This window comes from Novosphingobium sp. BL-A-41-Hi4B-X5A (assembly GCF_055521705.1).
On sequence record NZ_CM145500.1, the window covers coordinates 213,168 to 227,846 of the forward strand.

The following is a 14,679-nucleotide window of genomic DNA, read 5'->3' on the forward strand; positions in this document are numbered from 1 at the left end:
CGAGTCATTCGGGGATGGTTGACGCGCGCGCGATTTGGCGACAGGCGGGCGCGCATGATCGATTCCCGCCATTTCCGTAACGTCCTCGGCACCTGGCCCACTGGTGTCTGCGTCATCACTTCGGTCGAGTCGGACGGAACCCGGCACGGTCTGGTCGTGGGCTCGTTCAGTTCGATTTCGCTCGATCCGCCGCTTGTAGGCTTCTTCCCCGACAAGCGATCGAGCACCTGGCCCAAGATCGCGGAAACGGGCCGGTTTTGCGTGAACGTTCTGGGCGCCGACCAGCTGGAGCTGTGCAAGCGCTTCGCGGCCAAGGCCGAAGACAAGTTCGCCGAATTGGCGCACGATCACACGCCGTCGGGGATGCCGCTGCTCGAGGATGCAATTGCCTGGATCGATTGCACGGTCGAGCGGGTCGAGGACATCGGCGATCACTTCCTCGTGGTCGGCGCAGTCGAGGCGCTGGACCGGCGCGAAGAAGGCACGCCGCTGCTGTTCTTCCGGGGCCAATATCACGACGTGACGCAGCTCCCCGCGCTCTGAATTCTGCAGCAATCCTAAAAATTGTTGGTGTTTTTGACTTCCGTCAACGCGGGCTCGGGCGCGCGCGGATAGTCATGACTTCGACGAAGCGGGGTGGATGCACCCCACCGGCCTCCGCCCCGCTTCGGCGATTTCTCCCCAACTCGGGCGGCCCGGCAGAAACGGACCGCCCAATTTTTTCGTGCTTCGGAGAGCCCGAAGACCGATCCTTTTCGCCAATTGCCCGAAATGGTTCGGAATGATAACGAAGCGCCATGTCTTCCTGTGATACCTGTGTCGTCCGCAATCGTGCCATTTGCGCCGGACTCGACAACCGTGAGATTGAAGCCCTCAATCAGATCGGTCGACGCAGAGTGGTGACGGCGGGCGAACCGCTGATCTGGGAAGACGATGATTCGCTGCTCGTCGCCAATGTGATCGAAGGCGTCCTCAAGCTGACCACCAGCACGGAGGACGGGCGCGAGCAGATCGTCGGCGTTGCCTATCCATCGGATTTCATCGGCCGCCCCTTCGGCCAGACCAGCAGTGCCAGCGTGGTCGCGCTGACAGACGCGCGTGTCTGCGTGTTCTCCCGCAACGATTTTGACCGCTTCGCCCGCGAACATCCCGAGCTTGAGCACAAGCTGCTGGAGCGCACTCTTGCGGAACTCGACCGCACGCGTTCGTGGATGATGCTCCTCGGGCGCAAGAACGCATCGGAAAAGATCGCGACCTTCCTGCTGGAAATGTCCGATCGTCTTGCCGAGACGGGCTGCACTCCCGCGTTTGGCCCCGCCAAGCGCTTTTCGCTGCCGTTCTCGCGCCAGCAGGTGGCCGATGTGCTGGGCCTGACGATCGAGACGGTCAGCCGTCAGTTCACCAAGCTCAAGAACGACGGCGTGATCGAACTGCCCTCGCGTCGTGAGGTCGAGATTCTCAACCGGCAGGCGTTGGTCTCGCTGGCGGGCTGATCCCGGCCTCCAAGGCTTCGGATACGAAAAAGGCCGGCCCCTTGCGGGACCGGCCTTTTTCTTGTCCGACCCGGAAGATCAGAACGACTTGCGCACGGTCATGCCGATCTTGCGCGGCGTGCCGACGTTGTAGCCGAGACGTGCACGGCCACCGCGTTCGCGGTCCAGCGAAAGCAGCGGCGTTTCGTTGAACAGGTTGTTGGCATAGACGAGGACCGAAAGGCCGTTTTCCCAGTTCAGACCCGCCGAAATGTTGACGAGGTTGTAGCTGGGCAGCTGGTAGGATCCGAAGTTGTAGTTGCCACCGCCATAGGCGCCGGTTGCCGGATTGAAGAACAGCGAGTTGCTGAATACGCCCGCGCCGGCTTCCTGATCCGAGGGCTGGGTGAAGCGGTTGCCGACATGCTGGAAGCTGGCATTGGCCGAGAAGTCCATGCCATTCGACACTTCGGTCGTATAGCCCGCAGTTGCCGACATCTGGAACTTCGGCACGGTCGGCAGGCGGTTGCCGTCACGGATTCCCGCAATGATCGCGCCGGTGCCATCCTTGACGCTGCTGTCGAACTGCGATTCGATCACCGAGCCGTTGACCGCGAGCGAGAAGCCCATGCCAAGCTCGGCAGCGAGTTCCATTTCAACGCCGGTGGTGTGGGCCTTCGGCACATTGAACACCACGCGCGACGAGCAGCTTCCGGCGTCGGCCGTGACCTGCAGGTTGCGGATGTCGTTGTAGAACGCAGCCGCATTGAAGGTGACGGGGCCGCTGGCGAGCTTCACGCCTGCCTCATAGTTCCACAGGCTTTCGTCCTTGTAGGTCTGGCTGTTGCCGAAGATGACCTTGTCGTTGGCCGAGCAGAGCGGCAGGTTCAGCGGGTCGTTCACGCCACCAAGACGGAAGCCCTTCGAAGCCTGCAGGTTGATCGAGAGATCCCGGCTCGGCTGATAGCTGACGATGAAGCGGGGGTTGAACCCGTCGCTCTTGGTCTTGTCGGCAATCCGGCGGTCACCGTTGGCGAAGACGCCGCCCGAGATGAAGTCGCGCGATTCCTTGAAGTCGTAGTAGCGGCCGCCGGCGGTCATCTTGAAATCGCCGATCTTGTAGCTGGCTTCACCGAAGATCGCGAACTGCTCGATGTCGTAAGGGATATCGGCGTTGTACGGCGAGTTCGCGGGGAACCCGTTGGCGATTGCCGCATCGGTCGACACGAACGGGGTCCGCAACGCCGGATTGGCGTTGGGAACGCGGCACGTATTTTCGGCCTGGCAGAGGGCGGCCAGGAACAGGTTGCCGAAGGCGTCGTAACCCGGGGTGGGCAGGCGCTGTGCGTATTTGCGGTCGATCTTGCTGTAGAACCCGCCAAGGACCCACTGGAGCGGACCCTTGCCTGACGAGGCAAGGCGCACTTCCTGCGTCCAGGTCTTCAGCTTGGTGCCATCGCGCAGGTTTGAAGGCAGGTTTGCGCCCGGTGCCACAAGCGGTTCCAGACCGGCGAACGACACCGATACCGAACCAGTCAGGGCCGAAGCATCGCGGCTGACCAGAATATCGCGGTTGATATAGGTCGTGACGCTGGTGACCTCGATCGAATCCGAAACGGGCGCCGAGATCGTGAGATCAGCCAAGGTGGTCTTGTCGCGGAAGCCTTCGCGCAGCTTCAGGTACTGCGTGTTTTCCGGCAGCGCGGGAGCGCCGGCCAGTGGGCTCTGGTAGAAGTGGTACACGTCCGCGCGGTTGAAGCCGTTGGTCTTGATGTCCTGGTAGACGATGCGCGGGGTAATCTTCACGCCGGCGACAGGCTCGAACAGCACTGCTGCGCGCACGCCGTAGCGTTCGCCGTCGTTGATGTTCTTGCCGGCAGCCGGGCCAACTGCGTTGATGAAGCCGGCAAAGTGCTCGCCATAGCCGACGACGCGCAGCGCGGCGTTCTCGCCCAGCGGCACGTTGACCGCGCCCTTGGCCGAATAGCCGACATCGCCGCCGTCGAGCACGTTGACGTCAGCGGCGACCTGGCCTTCGGTGGAGCCGAGCTTTGGCTGGTTGGTGATGTAGCGGACAGTACCGCCGACCGAACCCGAACCGAACAGGGTGCCCTGCGGGCCGCGCAGCGTCTCCACGCGATTGAGGTCGAACAGGTCGAAATCGGGCGTGAACAGCGAGAGCGAGGTGACGGATTCGTCGAGGTAGATGCCGACCTGTTCCTTCACGCCGGGCTGGTCGCGGACGATCTGGCCGGCCGAGACGCCGCGTACCGAAACCTGGCTCTGGCCGGGCCCGAGGTTCTGGACAGTGAGGCCAGCGACCGAGCGCGAAATGTCCTCGATCGAGGTGGCGCCGGTCTTCTCGATATCGGCTGCGGTCTGCGCGTTCACCGAGAACGGCACTTCCTGGATGGTCTGGGCGCGCTTGGTGGCGGTGACGACGATTTCGTTGCCGGTGCCGCCGTCTTCAGCCTGTGCTTCATCGGCGGACTGGGCAAGGGCGGGCGTCGCGATCACCAGCGAGGCGACGGACGAGAGCAGAATCCTGCGAATGCGGGCTGGGTTAGCCATTGTTGTATCCTCCCAAAATGGCGCAAATGTCGTTGCGATGGCAACTTGTTCGTTGACAAGCGCTGGAGTTCCCATGCGCCAGGGCAACGGGTCGGCGCAATCAGGCTTTGGGGAAGTTCCGCCTATTCAGCCACACCTGTGGCGGCAACGCAACAGGCCTGAAACGCCCTGAAATGTTGGGATTCGTAAGTTCGACAAACGAAAAAGTGGCGGGCAGGAAACCAGCGAGGCGATCCCAGAACCTCGTGATCTCCTGCCCGCCGTCCCCAGATCCGGCGCGCGTGGGGGGCGCCGGACGGGAAGGGGATTTCGTCAGAAGCGGTAGGCCAGCCCGGCGCTCACGACCCACGGGTCAAGCGAGTGCTTGGTGGTCAGGACTTCGGCATTGCCCGCGTAGAAATGCGCGGTCGTGTCCTGGAAGTACTTCTTGGCATCGATGCTGACGCCAAGGCCCTTGTCGTTGACGGGGATGTCCACGCCGGCCTGAAGAGCAAAGCCGACTTCGTTGGACATCTTCACCTTGGTCACGCCGAGGCCGGTGATGCTCGAGCCGGGCTTCTCCCCGAAGATCAGGAACATCGACGGACCTGCACCGACATAGGGCTTGATTCCGCCGCCCAGCGGCAGGTGATACTTCAGGGTCAACGTGGCCGGCAGGACCAACACGTGATCAACGATGTTGGTTGCTGGCGCGAGGGCACCGACGCCGCTGACATGGTGCTGGGTGAAGCAGCAGATCGTCTCGGCCGAGATGTTCGGCGTCAGAAAATACTCGACCGCAAGCGTCGGCACGTAGTTGTCGTTGGCCTTGGTCTGTGCGCCGGTGGTCAGGCCCAGCGGGTCGTTCTTCACTTCCACGATCTTGCCGTCCGGAAGCACGCCGGTGCCGAGCACCTTGACCTGCAACTTGCCTTCGGCCGAGCCGGCAAGGGCCGGTGCCGGTGCAAGCGCGGCGGCTGCGAAGGCCAGGGGCAGGGCGGCGGTAATCAGCTTCTTCATTGCTCTTGTCCTGCGCCACGGATGGCCAGCCCCTCGCTGGCCCCAGATCGTCCATGGCTTGGACAGCCTGATGCACCGCACCGAATCATCAGACATTGACGAAGCGCAAAAATGCGAAATCGCGATCTTCGACCAAAGTATAAGACTGATTTTGCGTGATTTGACTCCGATCAATGTTCCTTCCCTCCCGTGGGTGCAGCGCGACATGCACATCACTCATGGAAGGGAAGGCTCCATGGAATCGGCACTATCGCGCACAGGGCTATGGCTCGTTGCGCTCCTTATCGCCGTCGCCGCCTGCGCTGCAGCCGTCGACACGGGTTTCGCGATCCACATGGGCATCGTCGCGCTCGCCTGCATCCTCGGGCTGATCGTCACGCTGCGCGGGGTGGATCTGTCCAAGGCCATCCTGGCCCCAGACCAGGGCCGCTATGACGACGACGTGATCCGCTGGGGCGTGATCGCGACAGTCTTCTGGGGCATGGCCGGGTTCCTGGCCGGACTCTACATAGCATTGCAACTGGCGCTGCCGGTGCTGAACCTCGGTCTGGAATGGACCGCTTTCGGCCGCCTGCGGCCCTTGCATACTTCTGCGGTCATCTTCGCTTTCGGAGGCAACGCGCTGATCGCCACGTCGTTCTACGTCGTGCAGCGCACTTGCCGGGCGAGGCTGGCCTTCCCCGGCCTCGCCCGTTTCGTGTTCTGGGGATACCAGCTGTTCATCGTGCTGGCGGCAACCGGCTACCTGCTCGGCATCACGCAGGGCAAGGAATACGCCGAGCCGGAATGGTACGTCGACCTTTGGTTGACCATCGTCTGGGTGGCCTACCTCGCGGTCTTCGTCGGCACGATCGTCAAGCGCACCGAACCGCACATCTACGTGGCGAACTGGTTCTACCTGTCGTTCATCGTCACCGTGGCGATGCTGCACATCGTCAACAACCTGAACTGGCCCGTCAGCTTCGTCGGCAGCCGCAGCTACCCGATTTTCGCAGGCGTGCAGGGCGCGCTGGTGCAATGGTGGTACGGCCACAACGCGGTCGGCTTCTTCCTCACCGCCGGCTTCCTGGCGATGATGTACTACTTCGTCCCGAAGCAGGCCGAACGCCCGGTCTATTCCTACCGCCTGTCGATCATCCACTTCTGGGCGCTGATCTTCCTCTACATCTGGGCAGGTCCGCACCACCTCCACTACACCGCGCTGCCCGACTGGGCGCAGACGCTGGGCATGGTCTTCTCGGTCATGCTGTGGATGCCGAGCTGGGGTGGGATGATCAACGGCCTGATGACGCTCAACGGCGCCTGGGACAAGGTCCGCACCGATCCGATCATTCGCATGATGGTCATGGCGCTCGCCTTCTACGGCATGAGCACCTTCGAAGGCCCGATGATGTCGATCAAGTCGGTCAATAGCCTGTCGCACTATACCGACTGGACCATCGGCCACGTTCACTCCGGCGCACTGGGCTGGAACGGAATGATCACCTTCGCCGCGGTCTATTACCTCGTGCCGCGCTTGTGGAACCGTGAACGCCTCTACAGCTTGCGCATGGTCAACTGGCACTTCTGGCTCGCGACCGTGGGCATCGTCTTCTACGCCGCTTCGATGTGGGTGGCAGGCATCACTCAGGGCCTGATGTGGCGCGAATATGGCGCTGACGGCTACCTGGTGAACAGCTTTGCCGAAACCGTCCTTGCGCTGAAGCCGATGTTCTTCCTGCGCGCCTTCGGTGGCCTGCTTTACCTCGCAGGGGCCGTGGTCATGACGATCAACGTCTGGCGCACGATCCTCGGCCATCTGCGTGACGAAGCGCCGATGAGCGACGCCGCCTACGATCCCGAAAAGGACCGTCCGATCCTCGCCGCGCCTGCCGCAGCCTGATCAGACGCATCCGGAGAAAATCCCATGACGACAATCGTGGAAAAGCACAAGAAACTGGAGCGCAACGTGACGCTCCTTGGGCTCGCGGCCTTCGCCGCGGTGACCGTTGGCGGCATCGTCGAGATTGCCCCGCTGTTCTGGATCGACAACACGATCGAGAAGGTGGATGGCATGCGCCCCTACACGCCGCTCGAGCAGGCCGGACGCGACATCTATGTCCGTGAAGGCTGCTATGTCTGCCACAGCCAGATGATCCGTCCGTTCCGTGACGAGGTCGAACGCTACGGCCACTACAGCCTTGCCGCGGAATCGATGTACGACCATCCGTTCCAGTGGGGCTCCAAGCGCACCGGGCCAGACCTTGCCCGCGTCGGCAATCGCTACTCCGACGAATGGCACGTGCAGCACCTGAAAGATCCGCGCGCCGTGGTGCCGGAATCGATCATGCCCACGTACGCGCATCTGGCCGAGCATGACCTGAACCCGGGCGACATGACCGCAGAGCTGAGCACGCTCTACCAGGTCGGGGTGCCCTACTCGAAGACCGACATCGACAAGGCCAACGAGGACCTCAAGACCCAGGCCGATCCCGACGCCGATGCCAGCGATCTGCTCAAGCGCTATCCCAAGGCTCAGGCGCGCGACTTTGATGGCGATCCGAAGCGCCTGACCGAGATGGATGCGCTTGTCGCCTATCTCCAGATGCTCGGCACGCTGGTCGACGTGAATGCCCCTGCCGCGCAGGAGAAGCTCGCGAAGGAGAAGGGTCGATGAGCACCCACTCCACCTACGACCTGCTGCGGCACCTCGCCGACAGCTGGGGGCTTGTGGTCATGACGGCGATTTTCCTGGGGCTGAGCGCATGGCCGTTCCGTCCCGGCGCCAAGCCGCTGAACCGCGAAGCCGCGAACTCGATCTTCAAGGACGAAACCGATGTCTAAGCAGCGCATCGACGACGCAACCGGCGTCGAAACCGTCGGCCACGAATGGGACGGCATCGAGGAACTGAACAATCCGCTGCCGCGCTGGTGGCTGTGGAGCTTCTACGCCTGCATCGCCTTTTCCATCGCCTACTGCGTGGTCTATCCGGCCTGGCCGATGATCGACAAGGCGACGGCAGGAACCTTCGGCTGGACCAGCCGCGGCCAGCTCGATCAGGAAATGAAGGCAGAAGCCGCCCGGAAGGCCGGCCTCATGGCAGAGCTCGACAAGGCCTCGATCGAACAGATCGCTGCCGATCCGCGCCTGCGCCGCGCCGCGATCGACGGCGGCCGCGCCGCGTTCAAGGTCAACTGCATCCAGTGCCATGGCAATGGCGCGGCTGGCAGTGCGGGTTATCCCAACCTCAACGACGACGACTGGCTGTGGGGCGGCGACGTCGCCACGATCCACCAGACGCTTGTGCATGGCGTGCGCCAGCCCGGCGACGACGCCACGCGCATGAGCCAGATGCCAGCCTTCGGGCGCGACGGCATACTGACTCCGGCGCAGGTGCAGGACGTGGTCAGCCATGTCCGCGTGATCAGCGGACAGGAAAGGCCGAGCGGCTCTTCGCAGCGCGGTGCCGAAATCTTCGCCGCCAACTGCGTCGCTTGCCACGGGACCAACGGGGAGGGCGGACGGGCCTTCGGCGCGCCGAAGCTTGACGATGCGATCTGGCTCTACGGTGGTGACCGCAAGGCGCTGACCCAGACGGTGACCAACGCCCGTTACGGGGTGATGCCATCGTGGGGTGCGCGTCTCGATCCGGTGACGGTGAAGATGCTGGCCACTTACGTCCACTCGCTGGGTGGCGGCGAGGAAGCTCCGGCTCCTGCCGCTGATCCTGCCGCTCCCGACACTGCCGCAGCCCCCGCTGCTGCCAAATAACCCGAACACAGGACAACACGGTCATGACTGCGCACGATCCCAAACTCCGCGCGGACCACTCGAATGAAATCGGCCTCTACGAAAAGCGCAAAGGCGTTTTCCCGAAGGCCATCAACGGACCATTCCGCCGTTTCAAGTGGCTGGTCATGATCGTGTGCCTGGGCATCTACTGGGGCACCCCGTGGATCCGCTGGGACCGCGGCCCCTACGCGCCCGACCAGGCGGTGCTGATTGATTTGGCACACCGCCGGTTCTTCATGTTCGACATCGAAATCTGGCCGCACGAATTCTATTTCGTGGCGGGCCTGTTGATCATGGCCGGCATCGGCCTGTTCCTCGTCACCTCGGCGGTGGGCCGTGCCTGGTGCGGCTATGCCTGCCCGCAGACGGTGTGGACCGACCTGTTCCAGCACGTCGATCGCTTCGTTGACGGTGACCGCAACGCGCAACTGCGCCTGCAAAAGGCTCCGTGGACCGCGGCGAAGATTGGCAAGCGCGCGCTCAAGTGGACGATCTATCTCGCGATCAGCTTTGCCACCGGCGGCGCGTGGATCTTCTACTTCGCCGACGCGCCGACGCTACAGTACGAGTTCTGGACCGGCACTGCCGCGCCCGTCGCCTATGCCACCACCTTCGTTCTGACGATGACCACGTTCATCTTCGGCGGTTTCATGCGCGAGCAGGTGTGCATCTATATGTGCCCCTGGCCGCGCATCCAGACGGCCATGCTCGACGAGAAGAGCCTGATCGTCACTTACAAGGACTGGCGCGGCGAACCGCGCGGTTCGGTCAAGAGCGCGGTCAAGGCGGCAACTCCGCTGGGCGATTGCATCGACTGCATGCAGTGCGTCGCGGTCTGCCCCACCGGCATCGACATTCGCGAAGGGCCGCAGATCGGCTGCATCACCTGCGCGCTGTGCATCGACGCCTGCGACAAGGCCATGGCCGACGTCGGCCGCCCGCGCGGCCTGATCGACTACTGCACACTGGTCGATGCCGAGAAGGAGAAGCGGGGAGAGGAACCGACGCCGGTCCTCAAGACCATGTTCCGTCCGCGAACGCTGATCTACCTCGGCGTGTGGTCGGCGATCGGCGCGGCCATGCTGTTCATGCTCGGCCAGCGCGCGCGGCTCGACATCTCCGTCGCCAAGGATCGCAACCCGGAGTTCGTGACGCTGTCTGACGGGACGATCCGCAACGCCTACACGATCAAGCTGCGCAACATGGAAGAGCGCCCGCGGACCTTCCGCGTCGCTCTGGAAGGCCTCGAAGGCGCGGCCATGTTCACCGACGAGATGGACGCTGCCGCCGCCAAGCGCGATCTAACGTTCCGCGTCCCCGCCGACACCACGCAACGCCTGCGCATCTACGTCGTCGACCAGCGTCGTGTTGAACACGGCGAGCACCATCGGGAACACCACGAAGGTCACCACGAACGGGGCCGCGGCGAATTCGCCTTCGTACTGACCGCGCCCGACGATGAAGGCGGCACGGACCGCAGCGAAACCAGCTTCACCACTCCGGAAGGACACGGCGAATGACCCAGCACAGCCGTACCGCTCGCCCGTTCACCGGCAAGCACATCACCCTGATCCTTGTGAGCTTTTTCGGCGTAGTCATCGCCGTCAACGTTCTCATGGCGCGTCTGGCGTCATCCACGTTCGGCGGCGTCGTGGTCGAGAATTCCTATGTCGCCAGCCAGCAGTTCAACGGCTGGCTCAAGGAAGCCAGTGCCGAGCAGGCGCTTGGCTGGAAGGCCGGCATCGCTCGCGACGGGCAGGGCAGGGCGGCCATCACCCTGCGTGACCGCACCGGTCGGGCCATCGCTGCGGCGAAGGTTACGGCCGTGGCCGAACACCCGCTTGGCCAGCGTCCCGAGACGGACCTGACCCTACGCGAGACCGCACCGGGCACTTACGCCGCTCCGCTGGAAGCCGGCCGCTGGCGCCTGCGCGTGATGGTCGAGGCCGAGGGCAAGGTCTGGCGCACCGTGGGCGAAGTGCTGTGACCGCCGCTGCCCGTCTGCGCGCCGTACCTGCGGATGCGGTCCACACCGTGCTTGCCGTTCCCGGCATGCATTGCGCCGGTTGCATGGGCAAGGTCGAGCGCGCCCTGGCTGCGCTGGATGGCGTTGCCAGCGCGCGGACCAACCTGACCGCGCGCACCGTGGAGGTGATCCACGCTCGCCAGGTCGAAATGCCCACGCTGGTCGCCACGCTCGCGGCCACTGGCTTCGAGGCGCAACCGCGCGAGATCGAGGCCGAGCCTGTCTCGGCGGTCAAGCCGCTGCTTGCACCGCTCGGTGTCGCTGCCTTTGCCTGCATGAACGTCATGCTGATGTCGGTCAGCGTCTGGTCCGGCGCCGATGGCACCACGCGGTCGCTGTTCCACTGGGTCTCGGCGATGATCGGCGTGCCGGCCATCGTCTATGCCGGACGCCCGTTCTTCACCTCGGCGTGGAAAGTGCTGCGCCACGGCAGGACCAACATGGACGTGCCGATCTCCATCGGCGTGACCATCGCCACCGGCCTGTCGTTCTACGAAACGCTGACCGGCGGCACTGAGGCATGGTTCGATGGCGTGCTGATGCTGCTGATGTTCCTGCTGGCAGGCCGCGTGCTCGACGCCATGATGCGCGACCGCGCCCGCTCGGGCGTCGATGCACTCCTGCGGCAGGTGGCTACCGGCACTATGGTCGTCGAGGCAGACGGCGCAACCCGCTGGCTCGATACGAAATCGCTGCAGCCCGGCATGCTCATGCGCGTGGCAGCCGGCGAACGCCTCGCCGCCGATGGCGAAGTCCTGCGCGGCACCACCCGCTTCGACCAGTCGCTGCTGACCGGCGAAAGCGCCCCGGTCGAAGCGGCTCCTGGCACGCTGGTCCACGCCGGAACGCTCAACGTCGATGCCCCGGTCGACGTGCGCGTCACTGCCATCGGGCAGGACACCGCCCTGTCCGAAATCGCCCGGCTGATGGAAGCGGCAGGCCAGTCGCGCTCGAAGTTCGTGCGCATCGCCGACCGCGCCTCGCGGCTCTACGCGCCCGCTGTCCACACCTTGGCTGCACTGACGTTCGCCGGATGGATGATCGCCGGGGCAGGGGTCTACCAGTCGCTGGTCATCGCCATCGCGGTGTTGATCATCACCTGCCCATGCGCACTCGGCCTCGCCGTGCCGGTGGCGCAAGTCGTCGCGGCAGGCGCGTTGATGAAGAAGGGCATTCTGGTCAAGGACGGTTCCGCGCTCGAACGCATGGCCGAAGTCAACCGCATCCTGCTCGACAAGACCGGCACGCTCACACTCGGCCGTCCCGTGCCCGATGAGGTAGCCTTGGGCGCGCTGACCGATGCACAAGCCTCGGTTGCCATGGCCCTTGCCAGCCACAGCCGCCATCCGCTGTCGCTCGGACTGGTCCAGGCGCTTGGCGCACGCGGCGTGCGGGCGGCAGTCCTGGAAAATGTGCGCGAGGAAGCAGGGCAGGGCATCACCGCACGCTGGAACGGTCTGGCGGTCGCGCTGGGCCGTCCTGCCTCGTCGCAAGGCATGGCAACGGCCTTTCGCATCGAAGGCGATGCCGTCCGCGTCATCCCCTTCGCCGACCGCCTGCGCCCCGATGCGCCCGAAGCGCTTGCGCAGTTGCAGGCTCTTGGCGTCGATCCTTCGATCCTGTCGGGCGACTCCGTCCCGGCGGTGGCCGCCGTTGCCCGCGCCACTGGCCTGACGGCGCAAGCCGCTGCCTCTCCGGCCGACAAGCAGGAAGCGCTCCAGCGCCTGCAACGTGTCGGCTGGAAGGTAATGATGGCAGGCGACGGCCTGAACGATGGTCCCGCGCTCGCTGCCGCCAACGCCTCGATCGCGCCCGGCTCGGCCAGCGATGTCGGACGGCAAGCGGCGGACATGGTCTTCACCGGAGAGTCGCTCCTCGCCATCCCCCGCGCGGTCCGAGTCTCGCGGGCGACCATGCGCGTCGTCCGCCAAAACTTCGCGCTCGCCATCGGCTACAACGTGCTGGCCGTGCCGTTGGCCATCCTCGGCCACGTCACCCCGCTGATCGCGGCCGTCGCCATGTCGACCAGTTCGCTGATCGTCGTCGCCAACTCGCTGCGCCTTGCCGGAGAGACGAAATGAACGGCATCGCTTTCATGCTCCCGATCGCGCTCGGCATGGGTCTGTTCGGGCTGGCCGGCTTCTTCTGGGCCCTGAAGCGTGGCCAGTTCAGCGATCTCGATGGCGCTGCGGCGCGCATCCTTATCGAGGAAGAGGACCAGCCATGAGCCGACTCATGCGCTTTCTCGCGCCACTGGCCGTTCTGCAGATGGCCAGCCCCGCGCCGTCGCACGCCAGCGTCATGATGGTCGCCTCCTGCGGCGGCAGCGGTGCGCCAATCCCGATCCGCATCCCCGCCAAGGACGATGGCAGCGAGAATCTGCCCTGCTGCAAGATTTGTCATATCTCAATGCGCAAGCGCGCCAGCGCCGATAGCTGTTGTGACAATGGCGATGACGGAGAAGGCGAAGGCGATGGCTGCTGACATGATGACCGGGCCTGAAGTCTTCGGCCAGTGGACCTATTGGCCCGAGCTGCTCGAACGCCCGGTCCCGCGCTACACCAGCTATCCCACCGCTGCCGAATTCGTCGAGGAGAGCTTCGAGGATCGTCAGCGCGAAGCGTTGCAGGCCCTGCGCGGTACGGTCTCGCTCTATCTCCACATCCCCTACTGCAAGGAAATCTGCTGGTACTGCGGCTGCAATACCGGCGCCGCCAACAAGACCCAGCGCCTCGCTGCGTACATGGAGGCGCTCCACCACGAGATCGATCTGGTCTCGCGCCTGCTGCACCCATCGGTAAAGGTCTCGCGCATTGCTTTCGGCGGCGGCAGCCCCAACGCCATCAAGCCCACCGATTTCGTCCGCCTCGTCGACAAGCTGACTCTCAGCTTCCGTCTCGAGAAGCCGGTCCTGTCGATCGAGCTCGATCCCCGCACGCTGGAGCCGGGCTGGTTCATGGCGATCCGCGGTATCGGCGTGATCAAGGCCAGCCTCGGCGTGCAGACGCTAGACGCCCGCGTTCAACAAGCGATCGGCCGCGTGCAGCCACGCGACAATATCGAACGCGCCGTCGCAGGCCTGCGCAAGGCGGGTGTCGATTCCATCAATTTTGACTTGATGTACGGCCTGCCGTTCCAGAATGACGACATTCTCGCCGAAACGCTGGTCCAGTCGGTCGCCATGGGTGCCGATCGCTTTGCCCTGTTCGGCTATGCCCATGTGCCCCACATGATCCCCCGCCAGCAGCGGATCGATGCCAGCGAACTGCCGGACCAGCGCGCGCGCTTTCGCATGGCCGCCGAAGGGTATCAGCGTCTGGTCGGTGCCGGGTATCAGGCCGTCGGCTTTGATCATTTCGCTCTGCCGGACGACGATCTTGCCGTTGCCTCGCGCTCGGGCACGTTGCGGCGCAATTTCCAAGGCTTCACTGAAGACCAGTCCGAAGTCCTCATCGGCCTCGGCGCATCCTCGATCAGCGAATTCCCCGAGCTTTACGTGCAAACCGAGAAGAACGCCGGCCGTTACCGCATGCTGGTCGGCGCCGATCAGCTGCCGGGACGCAAGGGGATCGTGCGCACGGCGGAAGATCGCCGTCGCGGCGGGATCATCAACGATATCCTTTGCCGGGGCCGGGCCGAGATCGACGCTGATCTTCTGGCCATGAACCGCAGCCGCCTGGAGCCGTTCGTCGCGCGGGGCCTCGCCCGTCTCGAAGGCAACGTGCTCATCCTCTTGCCGGGCAATGAACCTTACGCCCGGTCAATCGCCTCGGTATTCGATGCCTATCGCACCGGTGAGCGCCAGTTCAGCTCGGCCGTGTGACGTTCCTGCAGTCCTG

At 64.2% G+C, this 14,679-nt stretch carries 14 protein-coding genes; 12 read left to right on the forward strand and 2 right to left on the reverse strand.

Annotation, left to right across the window (positions count from 1 at the left end):
• Positions 1 to 54: 54 nt before the first annotated feature.
• Both ACZ1JY_RS00975 and ACZ1JY_RS00980 read left to right on the forward strand, forming a co-directional pair.
• Positions 55 to 543 (forward strand): flavin reductase family protein, encoded by a 489-nt coding sequence (locus ACZ1JY_RS00975; protein WP_465130064.1) that lies wholly within the window; start codon positions 55 to 57, stop codon positions 541 to 543.
• A 254-nt stretch (positions 544 to 797) separates the two neighbouring features.
• Positions 798 to 1,493, forward strand: a complete 696-nt coding sequence (locus ACZ1JY_RS00980; RefSeq protein WP_118074203.1) for a Crp/Fnr family transcriptional regulator — start codon at positions 798 to 800, stop codon at positions 1,491 to 1,493.
• Between the two features lie 78 nt (positions 1,494 to 1,571).
• Here the strand turns inward: ACZ1JY_RS00980 and ACZ1JY_RS00985 are convergent, their stop codons facing one another.
• The gene (locus ACZ1JY_RS00985) at positions 1,572 to 4,043 is read right to left on the reverse strand and encodes a TonB-dependent receptor (protein ID WP_465130065.1); all 2,472 of its coding nucleotides are present in this window, start codon (positions 4,041 to 4,043) and stop codon (positions 1,572 to 1,574) included.
• Between the two features lie 312 nt (positions 4,044 to 4,355).
• Positions 4,356 to 5,042 (reverse strand): OmpW/AlkL family protein, encoded by a 687-nt coding sequence (locus ACZ1JY_RS00990; RefSeq protein ID WP_118074201.1) that lies wholly within the window; start codon positions 5,040 to 5,042, stop codon positions 4,356 to 4,358.
• A 235-nt stretch (positions 5,043 to 5,277) separates the two neighbouring features.
• On the opposite strand from ACZ1JY_RS00990, the gene ccoN reads away from it, so the two are divergent.
• The 10 genes from ccoN to hemN are packed head-to-tail and all read left to right on the forward strand — an operon-like array spanning position 5,278 to position 14,663.
• The gene (ccoN, locus tag ACZ1JY_RS00995) at positions 5,278 to 6,924 is read left to right on the forward strand and encodes a cytochrome-c oxidase, cbb3-type subunit I (protein WP_118074808.1); all 1,647 of its coding nucleotides are present in this window, start codon (positions 5,278 to 5,280) and stop codon (positions 6,922 to 6,924) included.
• 24 nt (positions 6,925 to 6,948) lie between these two features.
• The gene (gene ccoO / locus ACZ1JY_RS01000; RefSeq protein WP_465130066.1) at positions 6,949 to 7,698 is read left to right on the forward strand and encodes a cytochrome-c oxidase, cbb3-type subunit II; all 750 of its coding nucleotides are present in this window, start codon (positions 6,949 to 6,951) and stop codon (positions 7,696 to 7,698) included.
• The gene (locus ACZ1JY_RS01005) at positions 7,695 to 7,865 is read left to right on the forward strand and encodes a cbb3-type cytochrome c oxidase subunit 3 (RefSeq protein ID WP_118074199.1); all 171 of its coding nucleotides are present in this window, start codon (positions 7,695 to 7,697) and stop codon (positions 7,863 to 7,865) included. The genes ccoO and ACZ1JY_RS01005 overlap by 4 nt, the downstream gene beginning before the upstream one ends.
• On the forward strand, positions 7,858 to 8,793 hold the full coding sequence (ccoP, locus tag ACZ1JY_RS01010; RefSeq protein ID WP_118074198.1) for a cytochrome-c oxidase, cbb3-type subunit III: 936 nt from the start codon (positions 7,858 to 7,860) through the stop codon (positions 8,791 to 8,793). The genes ACZ1JY_RS01005 and ccoP overlap by 8 nt, the downstream gene beginning before the upstream one ends.
• A gap of 23 nt (positions 8,794 to 8,816) precedes the next feature.
• The gene (ccoG, locus tag ACZ1JY_RS01015) at positions 8,817 to 10,334 is read left to right on the forward strand and encodes a cytochrome c oxidase accessory protein CcoG (RefSeq protein WP_465130067.1); all 1,518 of its coding nucleotides are present in this window, start codon (positions 8,817 to 8,819) and stop codon (positions 10,332 to 10,334) included.
• Positions 10,331 to 10,801 carry a FixH family protein gene (locus ACZ1JY_RS01020; RefSeq protein ID WP_465130068.1) on the forward strand — a complete coding sequence of 157 codons (471 nt, stop codon included), beginning with the start codon at positions 10,331 to 10,333 and terminating at the stop codon, positions 10,799 to 10,801. Before ccoG ends, ACZ1JY_RS01020 begins: the two co-directional genes overlap by 4 nt.
• The gene (locus ACZ1JY_RS01025; protein WP_465130069.1) at positions 10,798 to 12,921 is read left to right on the forward strand and encodes a heavy metal translocating P-type ATPase; all 2,124 of its coding nucleotides are present in this window, start codon (positions 10,798 to 10,800) and stop codon (positions 12,919 to 12,921) included. Before ACZ1JY_RS01020 ends, ACZ1JY_RS01025 begins: the two co-directional genes overlap by 4 nt.
• Complete coding sequence (ccoS, locus tag ACZ1JY_RS01030) at positions 12,918 to 13,067, forward strand: cbb3-type cytochrome oxidase assembly protein CcoS (protein ID WP_039335141.1); 150 nt, start codon at positions 12,918 to 12,920, stop codon at positions 13,065 to 13,067. The genes ACZ1JY_RS01025 and ccoS overlap by 4 nt, the downstream gene beginning before the upstream one ends.
• The gene (locus tag ACZ1JY_RS01035) at positions 13,064 to 13,324 is read left to right on the forward strand and encodes a hypothetical protein (protein ID WP_162896087.1); all 261 of its coding nucleotides are present in this window, start codon (positions 13,064 to 13,066) and stop codon (positions 13,322 to 13,324) included. The genes ccoS and ACZ1JY_RS01035 overlap by 4 nt, the downstream gene beginning before the upstream one ends.
• Positions 13,314 to 14,663 (forward strand): oxygen-independent coproporphyrinogen III oxidase, encoded by a 1,350-nt coding sequence (hemN, locus tag ACZ1JY_RS01040; RefSeq protein WP_465130070.1) that lies wholly within the window; start codon positions 13,314 to 13,316, stop codon positions 14,661 to 14,663. The genes ACZ1JY_RS01035 and hemN overlap by 11 nt, the downstream gene beginning before the upstream one ends.
• The last annotated feature ends 16 nt before the right edge of the window (positions 14,664 to 14,679 follow it).